At 40.6% G+C, this 20,120-nt stretch carries 15 protein-coding genes; 5 read left to right on the top strand and 10 right to left on the bottom strand.

The window, feature by feature from the left end:
- Positions 1–218: 218 nt before the first annotated feature.
- Together H4075_RS03185 and H4075_RS03180 are read left to right on the top strand one after the other, a co-directional pair.
- The gene (locus tag H4075_RS03185) at positions 219–1,226 is read left to right on the top strand and encodes a pseudouridine synthase (protein WP_182804088.1); all 1,008 of its coding nucleotides are present in this window, start codon (positions 219–221) and stop codon (positions 1,224–1,226) included.
- A complete protein-coding gene (locus H4075_RS03180; protein WP_182804086.1) occupies positions 1,216–1,938 on the top strand; it encodes an RluA family pseudouridine synthase in 723 nt (240 codons plus the stop codon). Before H4075_RS03185 ends, H4075_RS03180 begins: the two co-directional genes overlap by 11 nt.
- A gap of 58 nt (positions 1,939–1,996) precedes the next feature.
- Here the strand turns inward: H4075_RS03180 and H4075_RS03175 are convergent, their stop codons facing one another.
- Positions 1,997–2,632 (bottom strand): peroxiredoxin, encoded by a 636-nt coding sequence (locus H4075_RS03175; RefSeq protein ID WP_182804085.1) that lies wholly within the window; start codon positions 2,630–2,632, stop codon positions 1,997–1,999.
- 107 nt (positions 2,633–2,739) lie between these two features.
- Positions 2,740–3,924 (bottom strand): DNA polymerase IV, encoded by a 1,185-nt coding sequence (gene dinB, locus H4075_RS03170; protein ID WP_182804083.1) that lies wholly within the window; start codon positions 3,922–3,924, stop codon positions 2,740–2,742.
- Between the two features lie 68 nt (positions 3,925–3,992).
- Between dinB and H4075_RS03165 the strand changes: the two genes are divergently transcribed.
- Both H4075_RS03165 and H4075_RS03160 read left to right on the top strand, forming a co-directional pair.
- Positions 3,993–4,574 carry an FctA domain-containing protein gene (locus H4075_RS03165; RefSeq protein WP_182804081.1) on the top strand — a complete coding sequence of 194 codons (582 nt, stop codon included), beginning with the start codon at positions 3,993–3,995 and terminating at the stop codon, positions 4,572–4,574.
- A gap of 98 nt (positions 4,575–4,672) precedes the next feature.
- Positions 4,673–5,149: a hypothetical protein gene (locus H4075_RS03160; RefSeq protein WP_182804079.1), complete on the top strand. Its 477-nt coding sequence runs from the start codon at positions 4,673–4,675 to the stop codon at positions 5,147–5,149.
- A 69-nt stretch (positions 5,150–5,218) separates the two neighbouring features.
- Here the strand turns inward: H4075_RS03160 and H4075_RS03155 are convergent, their stop codons facing one another.
- From H4075_RS03155 to H4075_RS03120, 8 genes are all read right to left on the bottom strand, one after another.
- Entirely contained in the window at positions 5,219–6,286 is a 1,068-nt protein-coding gene (locus H4075_RS03155; protein WP_182804077.1) for a hypothetical protein, read from the bottom strand.
- 312 nt (positions 6,287–6,598) lie between these two features.
- Entirely contained in the window at positions 6,599–9,085 is a 2,487-nt protein-coding gene (locus tag H4075_RS03150) for a CHAT domain-containing protein (RefSeq protein ID WP_182804075.1), read from the bottom strand.
- Positions 9,086–9,198: 113 nt separating this feature from the next.
- Positions 9,199–11,133 (bottom strand): DUF7849 domain-containing protein, encoded by a 1,935-nt coding sequence (locus H4075_RS03145; protein WP_182804073.1) that lies wholly within the window; start codon positions 11,131–11,133, stop codon positions 9,199–9,201.
- A gap of 153 nt (positions 11,134–11,286) precedes the next feature.
- Positions 11,287–12,813, bottom strand: a complete 1,527-nt coding sequence (locus tag H4075_RS03140; protein WP_182804071.1) for a DUF4394 domain-containing protein — start codon at positions 12,811–12,813, stop codon at positions 11,287–11,289.
- Positions 12,814–12,933: 120 nt separating this feature from the next.
- The gene (locus H4075_RS03135; RefSeq protein ID WP_182804069.1) at positions 12,934–15,315 is read right to left on the bottom strand and encodes a PQQ-dependent sugar dehydrogenase; all 2,382 of its coding nucleotides are present in this window, start codon (positions 15,313–15,315) and stop codon (positions 12,934–12,936) included.
- Positions 15,316–15,932: 617 nt separating this feature from the next.
- Positions 15,933–16,484: a hypothetical protein gene (locus H4075_RS03130; RefSeq protein ID WP_182804067.1), complete on the bottom strand. Its 552-nt coding sequence runs from the start codon at positions 16,482–16,484 to the stop codon at positions 15,933–15,935.
- 5 nt (positions 16,485–16,489) lie between these two features.
- A complete protein-coding gene (locus tag H4075_RS03125; protein WP_182804065.1) occupies positions 16,490–16,960 on the bottom strand; it encodes an RNA polymerase sigma factor in 471 nt (156 codons plus the stop codon).
- A gap of 189 nt (positions 16,961–17,149) precedes the next feature.
- Positions 17,150–18,763: an amidase gene (locus H4075_RS03120; protein WP_182804063.1), complete on the bottom strand. Its 1,614-nt coding sequence runs from the start codon at positions 18,761–18,763 to the stop codon at positions 17,150–17,152.
- A 322-nt stretch (positions 18,764–19,085) separates the two neighbouring features.
- Between H4075_RS03120 and H4075_RS03115 the strand changes: the two genes are divergently transcribed.
- Positions 19,086–20,075 (top strand): HEPN domain-containing protein, encoded by a 990-nt coding sequence (locus tag H4075_RS03115; RefSeq protein WP_182804062.1) that lies wholly within the window; start codon positions 19,086–19,088, stop codon positions 20,073–20,075.
- The last annotated feature ends 45 nt before the right edge of the window (positions 20,076–20,120 follow it).

Genomic DNA, 20,120 nt, shown 5'->3' with positions numbered 1-20,120 from the left:
ACGTTTTGTTGGAAAAATTCTTGCAAAATAGTTTCTGAAATGTTAAGCGTGTGTCAATCATTGGATGAACGGTTGTGTAACCGTTTGGTCAGCGTAAACGAAAGCCAATGAAAAATATGACTAACGATTGATATTATTACTATGCAACGGTTCACTCTTCGGTGCATTTCAGTTACCTTTGCCGCTCATCCTGTTGCAAAACAGCAAATACAAATAGCATGACAAAAAAGAGTTTTGGCAATTTTCAAATCCAGAAAAGCAACGCACAAAAGAAAGAAGAGTTCCGCCAGGAAAAGAAAAAGGCAAGAGCCGATAAGAACGAATACTTCGCCAAAAAGAAAGCAGAAGAACGAAGTTTAAGACCCCAAGCTACAAGAGCTCAGAAAAAAGACGATGGATATGTGGCAAAAGCACAAACTCCTGCTGAACCAATTACGTTTAAACGAGAAAATACAAATGGCGAAATGCCATTGAACAAATATCTGGCGCATTGTGGTGTTTGCAGCCGAAGAGAAGCAGCGGAAGTGATTAAAACCGGAACCGTATTGGTAAACGGAAAAGTAATTAATGAGCCCGGACATAAAGTAACCGACAAGGACGAAGTAAAAGTAAACGGCAAAAAGATCAGTATCCAAAAGGAGCTGGTTTACATCCTTCTCAACAAACCAAAAGATTATATCACTACTTCAGAAGATCCGCAGGGAAGACGGACAATTATGGATCTGATGAGAGGTGTGTCAACCAACCGCATTTATCCTGTTGGCCGTTTAGACAGAAATACAACCGGTGTGTTGTTATTAACCAATGATGGTGAGCTCACACAAAAATTATCGCATCCCAGTTTCCAGGTGAAGAAGGTGTATGAAGTAACACTCGATAAACCGTTGGAGAAAAAAGATTTCGAAAAACTGTTGAACGGTGTTACACTCGAAGATGGTTTTATTGCACCTGATGCATTGGGCTATGCTGATCCAAAAAATAAAAAGATCGTAGGTATTGAAATACACAGCGGACGTAATCGTATTGTACGCCGCATGTTTGAATCGCTTGGTTATGATGTGAAAGGATTAGATCGTGTACTGTTTGCCAATCTCACCAAAAAGAATGTTGACCGTGGCAAATGGCGTTACCTCAACGAAAAAGAAGTTCGCCTTCTTAAATTCCTCAACAAGTCGTTTGTAAAAAAGAAAGAAGAAACTAAAGGCAAGAACAGAGATGAAGAATAAACTCGAAATTATTGCCGAAACCGATCATTGGATCGCACTCAACAAGCCATCCGGTTTATTATCTATTCCCGATCGCAAACAAAGTGAACCGTCATTAAAAGATTGGCTGAATGAAAAATACGATAAGGTGTGGGTGGTTCATCGTTTAGATAAATTCACCAGCGGCTTGATCGTATTTGCAAAGGATGAAGAAACGCATAAACTTCTTTCCAAACAGTTTGAAGATCGTACAGTAGAGAAATTCTATCTCGGTCTTGTACACGGCACCCTGGCAAATAAAGAAGGAAGTGTTGACGCAGCTATCATGGAACATCCTGCAAAAAATGCAACCTATATTACACATGCAAAAGGCAGGGCTTCATTAACTGATTATAAGGTACTGGAAGAACATGGATTGTACTCCTGGATGCAATTTCAAATTCATACAGGACGCACACACCAGATACGTGTACACATGAAGCATATTGGGCACCCGATCGTTTGCGATGAAGTATATGGCACAGCCACTCCTATTCTCCTTTCATCCATGAAAAGAAAAAAATTTAAACTCGCAAAGTCGGAAGAGGAAGAGCGACCGTTACTGAATCGTCTTGCATTGCATGCCTGGAAACTTACGTTTACAGATGTTGATGGGAAGAAGGTTGAATTGGAAGCAACCTTATCAAAAGATCTTCGGGCATTGCTGCAACAGTTTGAAAAATGGATCAAATAATAAAAGCCCCCAATCTCTTGGGGGCTTGCGTAACCAGATCATTTCATCAATAGAAAACTCACTTATTGGGTTGCGGAGTATAACGTAAATAAGGCTTTACTATTTTTATACCTTTTGGAAACTTCTCTACGGCTGCATCTGTAGTAACTGACAGTGCAACAATCACATCTTCACCATCTTTCCAATCAGCAGGTGTAGCAACACTGTAATTTGCTGTTAGTTGCAATGAATCAATTACACGTAACACTTCCTGGAAATTACGACCTGTTGAAGCAGGATAAGTAATAAACAGTTTTACTTTCTTATCGGGACCTATGATAAACAAAGAACGTACGGTTGCCGTTTCAGATGCATTGGGGTGAATCATATCATAAAGACCTGCTACTTTTCTGTCTTCATCAGCAATGATTGGAAACTCAACATTCGTATGCTGTGTTTCATTAATATCACTGATCCAGCCTTTATGATTTGTAACTCCATCAACACTTAATGCCAACACTTTTACATTACGCTTTTCAAACTCATGTTTTAATAAAGCTGTTTTGCCAAGCTCAGTCGTGCACACAGGTGTATAATCAGCAGGATGCGAAAACAAAACACCCCAACCATCACCCAAGTATTCATAAAAATCAATATCACCAATGCTTGTTTTCGCCTGAAAATTTGGCGCTACATCACCTAAACGTAAACTCATAAAACAGAATTAAAAAAGTGAACAATAAAATTTTAGAGAGCAAATATAACAATTCCCTACTTACTAGATAGACTTTAATGTCAAAAAAAAATCCCTACAAACATCAGTTAGGAAATACCCGGTAATTCAGTATCCCCATCCTTTCTCTTTGCGTTACGGCCCTTTGTAAGCAGTGCTTTCCCAAAACGTTCTTTTACCTGGTCAATGGCCTTGTACAATTCATTTTTCTTCTGCACATCCTGGAAGAGATTTGTTTGCGAAGCTTCATCGGTTAGCTCGCTTAATTTAACGCCGAGCAAACGTACCGGCTGTCCTTTTTTATAAAGTTGATGAAACAACTGTTTCGCATTATAGATCAGTTCATCATCATAAAATGTATAAGGAATAGATGCCTGTCTTTGCTGTGTTTCAAAATTGGGGTATCGGATCTTTACCGAAACACAACCGGTCATTTTATTTTCCTGGCGAAGCTCATGTGCAATTTTTTCTGTTAAACGAACGATCTCTGCTTCAAGAAAAGGAAGGTCACTGCTGTTTTCATGAAAGGTATTTTCACTTGAAATAGATTTCGATTCATGATATGCATTTACTTCGCTGCTGCTGATGCCTTGCGCCCTTAACCACAGGTCACGACCGTGCTTACCTAGTTGTTGCTCCAGCATAACAGGATTTACATTCTGCAGATCGCCGATGGTTTCAATACCAAGATCAAGTAATGTGTGGTAAGCCTTCTCACCTATTCCCGGAATTTTATTTACACGTAGCGGAGCAAGAAATTCTTTTTCCTTTCCATATTCAACCACAATATAATTGTTGGGCTTTGCTAAGTCGGTTCCAATTTTTGCAACAAGCTTGTTTGAGGCCATGGCAAAAGAGATCGGCAACTGAGTAGCATCAATAATTTCCTGGCGCAGATCGATGGTCCATTTTACCGGGTCAAAAAAACGATCCATACCGGTAAGATCAATATAAAATTCATCAATGGATGCTTTTTGAAACAGCGGTGCTTTTGCTGCAATAATATCTGTTACCCATCGTGAATAGCGGCTGTAATCGCCACGTGTGCCCTGCAACACAATTGCATGCGGACAAAGCTTCATCGCCTGCGCCATAGGCATACCACTGTGCACACCAAATGCTCTTGTTTCATAACTGCAGGTACTCACCACGCCCCGTTCTTTTGTACCACCCACAATCACGGGTTTACCATTGAGCGAAGGATCGTTCAAGCGCTCTACAGATACAAAGAATGTATCGAGGTCAAAGTGTGCTATAATACGCTTATGTCCCAAATCAACACGGTTATAAACGGGCAAGGTACAACATTGCAAAAAATCATTATCCTTGCAAAAATATTCTTATGAAATTCAAAAATCTTACCCCGATCCTCGCTGTAATTATTCTTGCAGCAACCTCCTGTAAAAAAGAAAAAAGTGAAGCCCCATCGCCCATAGCCGGCAACTGGAAACTTGTTTCTATTGCAGGAAACTCTTTAGTAACCCGTGATATTACATTTGGAAGCGATAATCAAAAAACGGAGACCTTTACAACCTTTACTTCTACAAATCCAAAGGGCCAATACAAAATAACTTCAAATGCGTTCGATGCCGAAGGCATTGGTTACGACTATACTGGTTCTGTAACAGTAAAAGATTATGAGAATGGTGTATTGCAAAGTGAGGATACTGCACCCACAAGTGCAACTATTGCTCCTACAAACGGTACGAGCCAATATAAATTAATTGGAAACGATTCCATTTATTTTGCCAATAATGCGTTGGGTAATGCAACACCAGAGCCGGGTGGTTGCAAGTATAAACTGGAAGGAACTAAATTATCACTCTTTATCAATAGCTCTTCAACCGCAACAGCATCACAGAGCGGTTTTAGTGTTACAAATAAGGTCAGCACTGTTCTTACCGTGGTACTCCAGAAACAATAATCGATTTTTCCTGTCTATTTTTAAAGGCCGTTCAGTTTGAGCGGCTTTTTTCATTTTCTGATGTTTTGCATTTGAGAAATGAACACTAAATTTATTTCATGAACCTCGATTGGCTTAAAAGCGGCATTGCACCATTAGACAACCTTATCTCCTTTTTGCACAAACAGAGCAAAACAAGTGACGTACTCAAGAAACAGGTACTCATGGAACTCCGCAACAACCTCAATATTTTCAAGAACGGTTTTTTGAACGAAGTATCGGCCGATAAGATCATTGACCTCCTCAGCAACGATGCCATCCAGGAAGCCATCAAACAAAATTTTGCATTTAAGAAATTAAAAGCTGGTGCAATTGAACCCTATCATGTTTACGACGATCGTAATAAACGGTATATCGGCTGGAATGCTGAACGCCTCATTGATAAGATCGATGAAAAAATTGTTGAGCTGAAAACGCTCAAAAAAATGAGCAGCGGTTCTGTTACAGAAGTGAAGAACAATGTACAACTCATGATCAGCAATCTTTATTTCCGTATGAAACTGCTGGCCGATTTTATACAAAGCGATTTTAAATAAAGAACCCCGACCTTTCAGTCGGGGCTTTGTTTCATAGTACAGATGTTTTCGACGGATGAACAACGGACCTTACTTCGTATTCAATTGTTGTATCAGAGAAAGCAACTGGGCTTCGGTAACTTCAGTGAGGTTAAATGTTACACCATAATATGTTTTACCACTTGCAGGCGCTCCTACTGTTACATCCTGCATCTCAGCATAAATTTTATTGGCTTTAAAGGTGATGGCAAGAAATGTACCTTCAATACCAATCGGGAAACTGTTCTGATAACTTAACAAACCTTCTTTACCTGCAGGTGCATTCACGATCTTGTTATACAATTTCACCAGGGTATTTTGTTGTTTCACTTTAAAGAACAGCATACTTGGTTCACCACCCATATAGCTTGTACTTGTTGCTGAGTTCCACTGGTTGCTGAAGTAACCAAGCACTGTTGTTTTCGGACGTGGGTCACCCATCAATGCATCACAGTTACGCCATACACCAAGACTATCAAGATTGAAAGTTGAAGTACCATTGTTATTATTTACTGCGAAGTTTCCATTCTGTACCCAGTTTACTCCACGTGGCACATAACCGGTTTGTGAAAGTGTTACAGGAAGATTTTCATGATCGTTACCATTAATAGTATATGTTACTGCACTATCACCACTCCACATGGGCACTTCACGTAAGAACTGTCCGTTGGCTCCTGCTTTTGGTGCAGCAGGCACTACTACCTGTGCAGGTGCATTCAATTGTAATTCATCAGCACCTTGATTTGCTTTTACGGTCATCTCACCATAAGATACCAACATTTGTCCACCGGCTTCAGTTGGTCTGTTGCCTAAAAGCATATCACTTGCTTTATGAATATCTTTTACCTGCACAGTAACACTACCTGTTACAAGTTGTCCGTTTGCTTTTTTAAATGCATTGGCAGGGAAGTTGATCTTTGTGCCTTTGCTGGTTAACAACATACCACCTGTTGTTGCATCGATCGTAAACGCTTCATACTTTGGTGCGTTGGCATCGAAGAAGGTTTTTACTTTTTGATCGAACACATGCGGCATCACCATTGTTTTATTTTCTTTTTTACAAGCAGTAAAACTGATGGCTGCTGCAATTGCTACGGTTGAGAAGATTGACTGTTTCATACTAAGAAGTTTTAATTGTTTTTGTTTGTTGTTTGCAGGTATATCCGCAGCAGGGAAAGATTGTTACCCTGCTTGGGAAAGAAATTTTGAGATTATTTCTAACTCACTGATTTTAATAGACTTGGAGGAGAATATTTCTGGGTAACAGGCAGTTGAATTTCTATGAAGCTTTGGTTGCGTCGCACTCTTGTACGCCCATTTTTCTATTCATCACTTAAATTCAAGTCCCACATAGAACACAAAGGCGCACAATTGACACGAAGATCTTTGTGCTCTCAGTGAATCTTCCTTGTGTTCTTTGTGCAACAAAAACTATTTCCTGATCTTTCGGAAGAAATAAAAACCGATCGGTAGTAATAAAAGGAGCAATAACCAATACCAATTGAAAGAAGATGTTTGCAATTGAATCTGCTGATCAATACCTAAATAACTGAAGCCGCTCCAAAGCAATGGATTTTTTTGCGCAAGATTTGTTGTGTTTTGCAGGTATAGTTTTCTTGCTTCATGCAAAGCTGTTACAGGTGAATGTTGCTTTTGTAAAGAAGAATAAAATGATTGTATAAAAGCAGGTGCTACCGCATCATCTACTTTCCATCTGCTGGCAACAACTCCATTTACGCCTTTGCTGATAAAAGCCCGACCAATACTTACAACACCTTCACCCTCCTGCAAAGATCCGGCTGCTGTTTCACAAGCAGTTAAAACAACCAACGGTGAACCCGTAACGATGTATTGTAATTGTCCGAGGTAAAATTTCTTTTGCAATACGAGATAAGGTTGCTGCATACTGTCTGCCACTGCATGCGATGCAAGATGTAATACTGACGAAGATTGAATTGCATTGCTGAAGAAAGTTTCTGTTGCAGTTGCAGCATTTGCAATGGTTGCAGTATACTTCCTCTTTATTTGTTTTGCTTCTGAAACCGAATTAGGCAATGCCGCAAAGCCTGCATGCGGTTGTGCAAACGTATAAACTGTTACAGGCAATGGTTGTTTAACAGCTGCAGTAGCTTGCATATATTGCAGGAACGAATACACATAGCTCACTGCATTTGTTTCACCAAGGAATTGTTTTTTTTCGTTAGTGCTTAGTGCTTCAAAAGGCAAACGATGCAATGCTGAATCAGCAGAAATGATCACAGGCTGATTGCCTATCGCAAATGGCAACAACTGCTGTAACAATTTCCCGGATGCTGTAAAATAAGCAGCGGGATCATTCGCAAAAGCTGTTGAATTTGCAGAAAAATAATGCTGCATAAACGAATCAACCTGCTGTTTAACTGATGCAGCAGGAATTGTTGCTGTTTGTATTTTGCCATTTAAAGCAAACAACACATAGCACGACCCTCCTGAGAAGGCATAACTCACAAAAGAATTTATAACCGTTACTTCCTTTATCTTTTTCCGAAAAGTTGCAAACGAAGGTTGCTCTAACAATTGTGCAAAACGATTTTCCTGTAAACCCAATGCCAGTTCCTGTTGTCGTATTCGTTCACTGATCTGCGATTTAACTGCTGCGTCCTTTGCTTCAGCCAATAAAAGGTAATCGTTACGTAACTCAGCAAAAAGTTGTTGCTTGTTATTTTGCATACTATCCTGCTGCCATTGACGGCTGCGGTTTTGCTCGTTCAGCAATTTTCTTCCTTTCGATAATTCCATCAGCCACAACTGCTGTTCAAGCAACACCTGCGTTTTTGTTTGCTGATACCGCTCATGAAAGAATGCGATAGCTTCTTCATGCAAAGCATCATTGTTCAAACTGCTCTGCAAACTGTTTGCAGAAGAACTGATCAACTGGTTGCAGTAGTAATCGTTGGCAACTGCCAGTTGAAAATAATACAAACTGCTATTCGGATTTTGTTGTTTCAATGAACGGGCCAGTCCTGCATATAAGGCAGTAACAGTATGATCAGGGAAATAACCGCTGTCATCAATTGAAAAGAATTTAAGTCCAGCTTGAAAATTATGTATGCTGCTATCGGTTTGCTTTAATTCAAGAAACAAATTTCCTTTCTCTGCTTTCAGTTTGGCTTTATCCCGTTGCCGGCTGTTGGGATAAGCTTGTTCTAATATTTTTTCTGCGTTCTGCAATTTCAACACAGCTGCTTTCCATTGCTGTTGATCAGCCAACAGCTTTGCTGATAACTGCAAGGCACTTACGATCCACGATGCATCTGCATCAACTGCGTCAGCTGTTCTGTAAAAGGCAATTGCTTTTTGATTGTAGAATAATGCACTGTCGTTATTTCCTGCTGCATAAAACGCATCAGCTTTTACATTATATAACAAACCTGTAATTGTCTTTTGAAACGGAACAAACAGCAGTCCGTTATTACTTTGTTCCTGTGTTGCTGTATAATTTCCCAGCCAGTAATAGCTGATGGCGAGATTGCTGTACAATGAAGAAAGCAATTCATTTTTATTTGCAATGATTGCCTTTTGTATCGCAGCTTGTTGTAAGGCAACTGCTTTATCATAATCACCCAACCGCACATAGTTATTACCAAGCGGCTTTACAATATATTCTTCCTGTTCATATAGAATGTTTTGCTGCTGCTGATAGTTCAATCCTTTTTCATACCAACGTGTACTGGCCTGTATTTGTCCCTGTTGCAATAAATGATAAGCGATGTTGAGTATAAAATCGAGATAAGCCGTCTGCTCCTGTTTCGACTTTGGTTGCCGCCATAAGGTTTGTTCAAGTGAATCGGCTTTGTTGGAAAAATAAAATGGCTGTTCATCTGTAAGATCATACAGGTTTTCAAGATAAGCATGCAATTGATCCTTGGGTTGATACACTTCTACCCATGTTGCTTTTTGCGAAGGCTTTTCATCACCTGAAAAAAATAAAAAAAGAAAGACAAGGCTGCCGGCAATGAGCAGTCGGTTAATGGATCGTTGATATGATTTGTTTACAGTCGCCAGGATGCATAAAAATAGAGATAAGATTTGTTTGTTCCGCCATAATAAAAACGGGTACCTATCTGCGGACCTAATCTAACTTTCCCAAACTGCACATCTACAAACGGAAGAAACTCTGCATTCGAAAATAGTTTTACTGAACTGTTTCTTTTTAGATCGTAAGGGAAATTTACCTGCCCGTTGAAATTGCTGAGCAGATACGTACGACTTGTATCAACCGAACCGGCAAAGTCTGCATCAACACGCACACCTGCACCGGCTGACAACAGATCGTTGAAATTATAACGCAAATGCAACGGCACTAAACCGATACGGGTAATGCGTGATTGCAACTGTTGCCTGTAGCCACGGTAATCATAATTCTTTCCATCGATCACTACCACACCCTGCGTTTGAAAGGTTTGTTGTGCAGTTGTAGTTTGATAGTACTTTCCGAATAACTCAAACTGGATATATGGTTTGTAAGGCGCAAGCCTTGCAATACCTACACCAACATTCACGCCATCACTTAAACCACTTGCGCCAAGATTCATTTCATAACCTGCCATTACTATTGGCGAAAGTGCAGGTTTAAATTTACCTGTAGCAAAATTGGTGATCACCGGTTCGTTCTTATCAAAATAAATGGCTGTTCTTCCTTTGAAGGGAAGGTTATCTAATTTCTTTTTTGTTTTTACATCAAACTCAACAAAGCCTTTGGTACTGTCTTTATCGTTCACGCCTTTTTGATTGGTGCCCGGCAAATAAATACCATTGAAAATAAATGCTGCACTGTCTTTACTTGTAACCAACTCCCAACAACCTGTTCGTGTGGGTACACTGTCGCAGGGTAAACAATAAGGCGACATATCTTTGATACTGATCGTTTGCGGATCCATTGCCGATGGAAGTGTGATGGCCAGTTTAATTTTTCGTGCCGGACCTTCGCCATCATTCTGAAAACGTATTTTATAACTCAGCGATTTACTTTTCTTGAGCGTGCGGTAATTCAATCGTCCGTGTTTCAGATTCATTTTGTTGGGATCATGCGAGGTGACGATAGGAATATTCAGTTGATGCATGTACACGCCACCGGTATCGGGCACAAACAAACCTGTAATGATAATCGTTGCATTGGTGTCCTTGATCATACCCGGTGTAACGTAGAGATTGGTGAACATAAACTGAGCATCAGTCGTCGCCTGTTTTATATCCACTGCAAAAACATTGCTGTAACCTTTCAATGTATTCATCAAAAAGGCTTTGCTTTCTACACCACTGAACTTTTTCTCTTCCCTAAAATGCGAGGCAGGACTTCCACTGCTCGTGAGTAGCAAATTATCAAACGGACGAACAGATGCAATGGCATTCTTATCGTTGATCATCGCCGCATCGTTGTACAAACGAAAACCGGCTGCATCAAAACTGTTTTGCCCGAATTGCTTTTCGTTGATGAATAGATAGACTTTCCCATTCACTGCCACATCATTTTTCCAGCCAGCCATCAATACCATGGTATCACCGGGCTTGGCCATGCAGTTATATTTCAATTCAAATGCGCCATTTGCTTTAAAGAAATTCTGTTCCGATGGCGACACTGCAGCTAAATAGGATTTATTCACCTGCTTCACTCCTACCTTCTTTGGTTTGCGGCCGGGCTTCTTACCATCATCATAATTATTAACGGCATACAACACAGCTTCGTAATCGCCTTCCTTTGCATACACATGCTCCGGGTTTTCTTCGGTGCTGAAATGACCATCACCAAAATCCCATAAAAAAGTATAAAACGGCTTAGGTGCGCCGGGTATTTGCGTAAGTGCTGGCAGGCTCGCCTTAAAAGAAACTTTGTTTTCTTTTTGCGTAACAAGTACAGCTGTATCTGTTTGTGCAAATAAAGCTGTGCTGCAAAGCAGCAGGATAATATATGCGATAAAAAATTTCATGCAGTTGTAAGGGTAGATAAAGACAAGCTGTTATTTGTTACCCCTAAAGTAATTTTTTTTTATCATTCGCCTTTATTCATTGGAACTGTACTGCTTAAACCAAAAAAGCAGGGCCTGCGCCCTGCTCTTACTAAAAACTACTCACCATCAGCACTAAAATCCTAAACCGATTGTAAAGGCAGTAATTGTCCCACCGGTGAATTCGAAATTAGCCGGTGAAGGAGAAGCTGATCCGTTACTTAAATTGATCTTGTGTATACGTGTTTTTCCATCTACCGTTAAAACAGCCCATGCATTACCACTTGTTCCGCCAATATCAAAACCGCCAACGGCTGTAGCATTCAAACCGAGCTCACCAATGGCTACAAGCGTACCATTATTCGGCGGATCCTGTTTGTATAATTTATCAACTGCAGGATCAATATCAAATAACACAGTTGATGTTGCGCCTGCAAAATTGTTTGTATAAGCTGCACCACTTACAGACGAACCTTCAGTAAGATTAAGGTCAACTGCTGCCACAGCACCAGTCGTAGGATGTAACCGAAGATTTAAACCAACATTACTTACTACACGAATGCGATCAACTGTGGGATTAAAATCAAATCCGAAATCAGTACCTGTAACTAGAGTTGAGAACTGCGTCCCAACCTGCACTGCTGCACCACTCGATGCGTTGATTGTGTATAGCCGGCTGCTGCTGCCAAGCGCATAAAGCTGACCGTTAGCAGGGCGAAAATCCAAACCAACAATTGCTTCACCCGCAACAGTTCCTGAAATTGATTTACTTACCGCAACAGGGGCGTCAGGATTAAGGATGAGTAATGTTGATCCGTTGAGCACAGCATAAGCAACAGGATGTGTTGGAATAGCAATACCTCTTACAGTTGTTGCTCCTCCAAGCATACCTACATTTTCTGCTTTACCTGAATTAAGATCAATCGTAAAGACAGAAGGCGTGTTGCCACTGTTGTAAACGGCTAAAGCGATATTGTCTGAAGCAGCAATATCAAACTCCCCTGTTCCCGACAGATCAACTCCAAGGTTACCAACGGCCACTAATCCACCTGCATTGGGTGGATCTTGTTTATAAAGAATATCATTGTTTACATCAATATCAAATAGCACTGTTGTTGCTGCACCGGCTTTGTTTTCAATATAAGCTGCCGAAGAAATATTTGCATTTGCAGTTCCACCAATATTAATTGCACCATCAACCATTACAACTGTTCCCGTTTCAGGATTGAGACGAAGATTCTGTCCGCCAGTTGAAATCAAACGGATACGATCAACTGTAGGATTGAAATCGAAAGCAGCTACATCGCCAGCCAATGCAGGTGTGAATGCACCAGTGCCAATCGCTCTTGCTTCACCAGTTGTGGTATTAATTACATAAATACGGCTGCTGCTGCCAACGCCATATAATTGTCCTGTTGCAGGACGAAAATCAATAGCAAGCATTGTTTCTGCTGATTGCATACCGCTGATCGATACGCTGGAGATTGCATTTTCCGGTTTTGATGCATCATATTTAGCAAGTGTGTTGCTGTTGATCAATGCAAAAAATTCGAGTTTTGGTCCTTTGCCGTTTTTATTACCGTCGTTGATCTTGCTGCAGCTCATGGCAAGAACCGAGCATAGCATTACCATCAGGCCAACGAGTTGAGTTGTCTTCTTCATACGTGTGAGTTTAGGACTTAGGTACGAAGACGAGAGAGCATTGGATTTTACTACAACCGTTTTTAATAAAAAAAGGCCGGCCCAATATTGGGCCAGCCTGTACTATACATCAGGAAAGAACTATCGGTTGATGATCAACTTCTCTGTACGTAACACGGTTCCGCTTGCAGCAGTGATACGAAGTACATACATACCGGCAGGCAATTCACTTGTTTCCATACGTGTTGCCAATCCGTTTGCGGCCTGCTGTTTTACTCTGCGACCCTTCACATCAAAGAGTTCGATGATACGTCCTGCCTCTGTACTGTAATTGTACACAACAATAAAGTTGGTGGCAGGGTTCGGATAGATATCAATTGTTTTATCCTTCTTCTCTTCTTTCACCCTGTTATCAACAGGAGTTGTTTGCACAAACTGACGGAATGCACCGCTGTTAAATGTAAACTCAAGAATACAACCGGGGTTTGCAGGTGTTGTTGTTACATTACCTGTAGGGCCCGATGTTGAACCGCTTGAATCGGTGGCCACATAAATTTTTGTTCCGTCAGTACTCACCACCACATCACGGAAACGACCCATTCCACGGAAATAATTAATGGTATCGGAAATGATCTGCAAACCATCGTTACTTAACTGGTAACGGGTAATGGTACCCGCTTTTAACATCGCCACCAAAACAGAATTCTGCCAGCCGGGAATTGCTGCGCTGCCATAAAATTCTGTTCCCGATGGAGCCATCGACGGCCACAACATATTATCGCCACCTGACGGTGGATTCACTGCCGGATAGATTGAACGTAATGGTTCTTTTGCATTCAAAGTTTCACAATTCACTTGTTCACTCACTACATTAAAGCCACCAATATTGCGGCCGTTATAGTTTCCATCGCAGTAACCTGCCACTTGCGGCCAACCAAAGTTGCGACCGCTTTCAATCACATTCACTTCATCATCGCTAAACGGACCATGCTCGGTACTGTATAAAATATTTACACCATTTACATTGCCCCATACCAACCCTTGCGGATTACGATGACCAAGCGAATAAACAGCTGTTGGCTGTCCGCCGCTTGTGAATGGATTATCTGCAGGGATCCATGAACCGGCTTCCAATTCAGTATTCAAACGAAGGATCTTGCCTTCAAGGATTGAAAGATTTTGTGCATTGTTCGCACGACTGATGTTATCGTATTGACCTGCTCCCATATCACCCACACTGAAGTACAATTTCACATCGGGGCCAATCGCCAACCGGGCAGAATTATGATCATTACTGCCTGGAATATTTTCAAGTATTGTAACCGGCTCAATTAATGTTTGTGTAAACGCATCATAAGTGTAACGTTCAATCCGCATTCTGCGAACAGTAGCACTGAGCGATTGATAAGTATATGCAATGTATACAAATGGCTTACCGGTGTTAAATTCCGGATGTAACGCAAGACCCATTAAACCATCCTGGCCACCAACACGTACCATTTTTGACCCGAGAGTTAAAACAATTCGTTTTGAACCTGTAGCCGGGTTAACAAAACTAACGGTACCGCCAAAACGCTCGGTGTACCAGATATTATTATCCGGGCCATACACCAGGTCATGCGGCATACGCTGACGGTCAATGACAGTGCGCACACTAAACGATTCAGATGCTGCTATTGATGAAATTGTTGTTACAGGAAACACTGCACTTGTTGATTCGTTACCCGCAGCATCTTTTGCACGAACCGTCATGTTATACATTGTATTTGCTGCAAGACCTGTGACACTGTAAGATGTATAAGTAAGTGTGCTGCTGTTGATCTTTACACCATTGCGATAAATATCATAACCTGTAACGCCAACGTTGTCGGTTGAAGCATTCCATTTTAATACAAAAGAACTTGTTGTGATAAAATCGGCTGAAAGATTAGCAGGCACAGAAGGCGCCTCGGCATCTGTTACCAACTGAGTTGATAAACTGCTGCCAGGAATAATCTCACTTGGTGCAGATGTGCTTTGCCCCGGTTTGGACCAACCAACCGAAAGATTATCGCTGCCGGTTGTTTCTTTCATTAATGCTTCAACATAATATTTAACACCGGCTACCAAAGCAATACCTACTGATTTTTGTGAAGCCGATGCATTCCATTGGCGGTATTTCGTTGCCTTTGATGTGTAAGCGATCCTTACTTTATTTACCGGAAGCGATGTACTGCTCAGCCATAATTCACCTGCATTATCGGCTGCTATCCAGAAGTAATATGTGCCTGTTGTTGGCACACAGAGATAGCCATTCATTCGTATGCCCATATTATTACCGATGTTGGCTGGCATTTCAAACGTTGTACGTGTACCCGTCAGTGAGGGGTTGTTTGGATAGTTGGCATTGGAAGTAAGGTTGCTGATATTGCCACCTGTAATATTATTCCATTGCTGGTAATTAATGCTGCCCATGCCTGTGCATTGAGCTGAAACTTGATTAAGAATCACGAAAGAAAGGAATGAAAGCAGTAGTTGTTTCATGTAAGTGGTTTTTGGGAGTTCTGGTTTGATGATCAAATTAAAGATTTTTTTAGCTAACAACATAAACGTGTTATTACCAAGTAGTTTTTACATGATCAACACATAACGAAAACAATCATGCAACATGGTTATCTTGTTGCATAAACAGTTGTTGTCGTTAGCTTCTTTCATTGTTTGTAGTACATACTCCCATAACAGTTGTCGTTGATTTTAACACGTGTACTTTCTTTAAAACTTTACTAAGTACAGCCACTTAGCAGCAATGCATGCTGCTGATTGTTTTTGAAAATGTAACCGTAAAATAGTTGTTGTGTGTGTATGGCGTGTGTAGTTTTACATCATCAAAGCAGAAAACAATATCCAATTGAAAGACCAAAAAATCCAATCCAAACCCAAGAACCAAGATCCAAATCCTAACCCTGCTGCAAAGCAGTATTGAAAACCAAGTATCCAAAAGACGCCCGTTTTGAATTACGGCTCTATGAAAACCAAATGACTTCTGTACCCTGCGAAAAAGGATAATACGGACAAGAAAACCCAAAGCATTGAAGTCATTAAAGCCCCCGAGTTGATCGGGGGCTTATTTTTTATCTATGGAAAATTCAATGAATAAGAAGTCAGTCCTCCTTTGCAAAATCATTCACCTGCAGTTCAAGTTTCAATATCCAGTTGCGCCACACTTTATAAGAGATATGAGTGAGCTGCACCAGCACCAGGATCATTCCCAGCAAAATAAAACTCTTCTCTTTGGTGAATGTGATAATGGACAGAAAAAAAGCAAGTAAACAAACGCTGTAGAAAAATGATATAACCAGCGACAGAATGGACAAACGCTTCACCTTACTTAACAAATGTTGAACAGAAGACCGCAGGTTCTCTTTCATCACCGGTTTTGCCAAGGAGATGTAACCGATCACATCATTTACAATGTATAGGAGTACAGCAGCAAACAGCAGCAGGTTGGCATACAGCGGTTTTTTATCGCCATCAAACCAATCATAATACACAATCAAGAAAAAAGAAAGCACTATTGTTTCAATGATCAGTTTGATACGTATGCGTTTAAGCGTGGGATGCTGGTTGAGCTTGGTCATACGCTCCAGGTCAGCTTCTGTTCTGTAGTTGCCGCCGGCATTTTGCCAGCCTGTTTTTAATTCGTTCAGTTCCATAAACATTATTTTAAACGTTCTTTTAATTTGCTTTTGATGCGGTTCAATCGAACACCTACATTACTTTCAGTTAAACCGGTAATGGCCGCAATTTCCTCGTAGCTGTAATCCTCGAGGTAAAGTGAGATCACTGCTTTCTCTGCATCAGACAATATGCGCAGGGCACGAAACAACCGTTCTTCGTTTTCTGAACTATTCAGTTCTGTGGTATACTGAATATGGTCAGGAATTTCTTCGGGATAGCTTATATCAATCGTTGGTTTGCGATAAGCAGCAATAGCTGTGTTCAAAGCTATCCTGTAAATCCATGTACTCAGTTTCGATTCGCCTTTAAAGCCCGGATAAGATTTCCAGAGCTGATACACGATCTCCTGGAACAGATCTTCCTGATCTTCCCGACTGTCACGATACAGGTTACAAACCTTGTAAATGATGTTTTGATTGTTCTGAATGTCTGTTAAAAATGCCTGCTCCATGCTGTTATTGTTCCTCCTCACCTGTTTGCTAACCCGCTTAAGTTAGACCTTATAAACCATAGGTTGCGTAAGGAGGACAAAAACTTACAGAAGTTGAAAATTAATTTGGAAAAAAATGTGCAGGTAAAAAAAATGCCGGGATTATGTTGTTCAGCAACACAATCCCGGCAGAACCATAGTTAACGTATATTACAAAAACGCTTTCTTAAACTCCGGCTTTTGTCTGTGTTTGCCTGCCTGTTCAAATGCATACGCCAACCCAATCAGTTCGCCTTCTTTATAAGCCGTACTGAAAAACGAAAGACCAACGGGCAACGCATAGACCATGCCGCATGGTACGCTGATGTGCGGGTAGCCACTCATGGCCGCAGGCGAAGTAAGAAACACATCCCCCCAACGATCGCCATAAATCGTATCAATGCTGCAGGCGGGCCCCATGGTTAAACCAAACAATGCATCGAGTTTGTTTTCCTGCAACACTGCATCAATGATCTTCTTCGAGCCAACATGACTTTTTTCAAACGCTTCTTTGTATTCTTTGCTGTCGAGCCCTGCTTTTGCTTCGCTCATTACCATGGTTTCCTGTTTAAACGTTGGCATGGTCTTGTCTTCATTTGCTTTGTTGAAGGCAATTACATCAGCAATGGTTTTTACATTGGCATTCGCTGTTGACAAATATTTATTCAATCCATCCTTAAATTCAAACTTCATTAATTCATATTCTGCATCACCGAGTTTATTCAGTTTATCGAGATACTCCAGTTCAATTACTTCAGCACCTTGTTCTTTCAATAATGCAATGGCGATGTCTAACAACCGATTCAAAAACTGATTCTCGTATTCTTTCTTTTCAACACCAAGTCGTTTCCCTTTCAATGCATTTATATCGAGAAACTTCGTGTAATCCGTTAATCCTTTTCCTTCGCTTTCTTTTGTAACAGCATCATTGGCATCAACACCCGTCATGGCTGCTAATAAAATCGCTGCATCTTTCACCGTACGTGCAAGCGGACCTGCAGTGTCCTGTGTTGATGAAATTGGAATAATGCCACTACGGCTCAGCAAACCAACTGTTGGTTTAATGCCCACCGTTCCGTTTACTGACGCAGGACATGTAACCGAGCCATCTGTTTCAGTACCCACTGCCACTGCACATAAATTAGCAGCAACCGCTACACCCGAACCAGAACTGGATCCGCATGGATTATGATCAAGGATGTACGGCATTTTTGTTTGTCCGCCACGACTGCTCCAACCCGAACATGATTTGGTTGATCTGAAATTTGCCCACTCCGATAAATTTGTTTTGCCCAGCAACACTGCACCTGCTTCACGCAACTTCGTTACAATAAAAGCATCCTTTGCAGCAATATGTCCCGCCAGTGCAAGCGAACCGGCTGTCGTCATCATTTTATCTGCCGTATCAATATTGTCTTTGATCAATACCGGAATGCCATGCAATGGCCCACGCAGTTTACCTGCTTTTCGTTCTGCATCCATTTGTTGAGCGATCGTTACTGCATCAGGATTTAATTCAATCACCGAGTTGAGTGTTGGTCCGCTTTTATCAATCGCCGCAATCCGTTGCAGGTATAAGTTGGTGAGTTGTTCACTTGAGTAAGTACCCGTCGCCATTTTTTGTTGCAGATCATCAATCGAAAGCTCGTTTAATTCAAATGCATCATCGGTTGCTGGGGTTGCACCTGCTGTTTTCTTTTCTTCAGTGTTGGTATTGCAGGCAGCAGCTACCAATGTAGTTGCACCGGCCAATGTACTGTTGCGGAGAAAATCTCTACGTTTCATATGCAGTAGTTAATGTGTTTGTATAAATATACGGGAAGAACATACTGCTGCACATGGTTGTGTAAGACATTGTTCACTAATAGAAGCGGGGGCTGTGTGCTGAAGTGCAAATAGCAACACCGGTCCCGGCTTCTTCGGGCTCCGCTTCGCTCCGGTGCTACGCACTACCCCTTCGCATCCGGCAGCCCTTGAGCAATATGAAAAGAATCAACTGATTGATATGTCACCCCTTCGGGCTATATTGGCAACAGTACAATGGCAAACAATCTATTTATTTTGAGAATAATGATTTCGATAACTTTAATAAAAGTGATTAATCGATATGGAACAACCTACACTCAACTCAATAACAATATTTGCATTAAAAGATTTCAATTGCAAAAGTGAAATAGAATTATTTCAGTTTGACGAGATTAGCTTTATTAAAGGTTGGGGCGAGTTAGATTCAGAATATTTTACAGATGATAGCATTAAATTAATAGGGCAACTTAACCTAATGAGTTTTGCAAATAGATTCTTTGCAGCGGTAAAAAAAGATTTAGCAACTTTAGACGAACTAAGTAACGAACATATTCGGTTAAAAAGTAAAACGAATCATTTCATCAATTGTTTATGGTTTGCAAAGGATAACTCTGCAAGTATTATCAATCTATACACTTACACATTAAATACAAATTATAGCTTACAGTCAGTTATTGGGCCCGGGAACAGCTCGGCAACAGGAGAAAATAGTCCCGTTGAATTTGATAAAGAGGATTTTGATAAAGCTTTAAACATATATAAAGCAATTTTATCTGTGCAAACTAAGATTGAAAGTGATCCTCCAAAAATAGACTTCGGTGGCAGGCCAATTATAACAGACTCAAAATATCACAAAACCAATCAGAATAAAACAAATCGAATTGACAGGGCACTTAGTTTTCTTTTCATTGCTAGAAACAACTCATTTTTACCACTTAAAATTTCCCTTTACATTTCCGTTTTAGAATGCCTATTTACAAAAGATGCAGGCGATATCGTACATAAAATTTCTGAAAGAACAGCATTTTATGTTGGGGAAACCCCTGATGAGAGGGTTGATTTATACCGTAGCGTAAAAAAAGCATACGGTGTTCGCTCAAAATTTTTTCACGGCCAACCACTTGAAAAAAATTCAAGTGAGCACGAAGTACTTCAGAATGTCTCACTTAAGATAGATCATATACTTAGAATAGTTTTAAGCAAGGTTTTGTTGACTGACTATGCTCAATTTTTGTCAAATAATGAGCAAATTGAAGAATTCTATACTAATTTAATTTTCAAAAAAGCATAGGTGTATAGAGTTTGTTGGTCTTAATTGAAAGACTATTACTATTAT

The sequence above is a fragment of the Lacibacter sediminis genome (assembly GCF_014168535.1).
GTDB classification, from domain to species: Bacteria; Bacteroidota; Bacteroidia; order Chitinophagales; family Chitinophagaceae; genus Lacibacter; species Lacibacter sediminis.
Note: the sequence above shows the minus strand (reverse complement) of the source record. Positions and strands in the feature narration are given on the sequence as shown.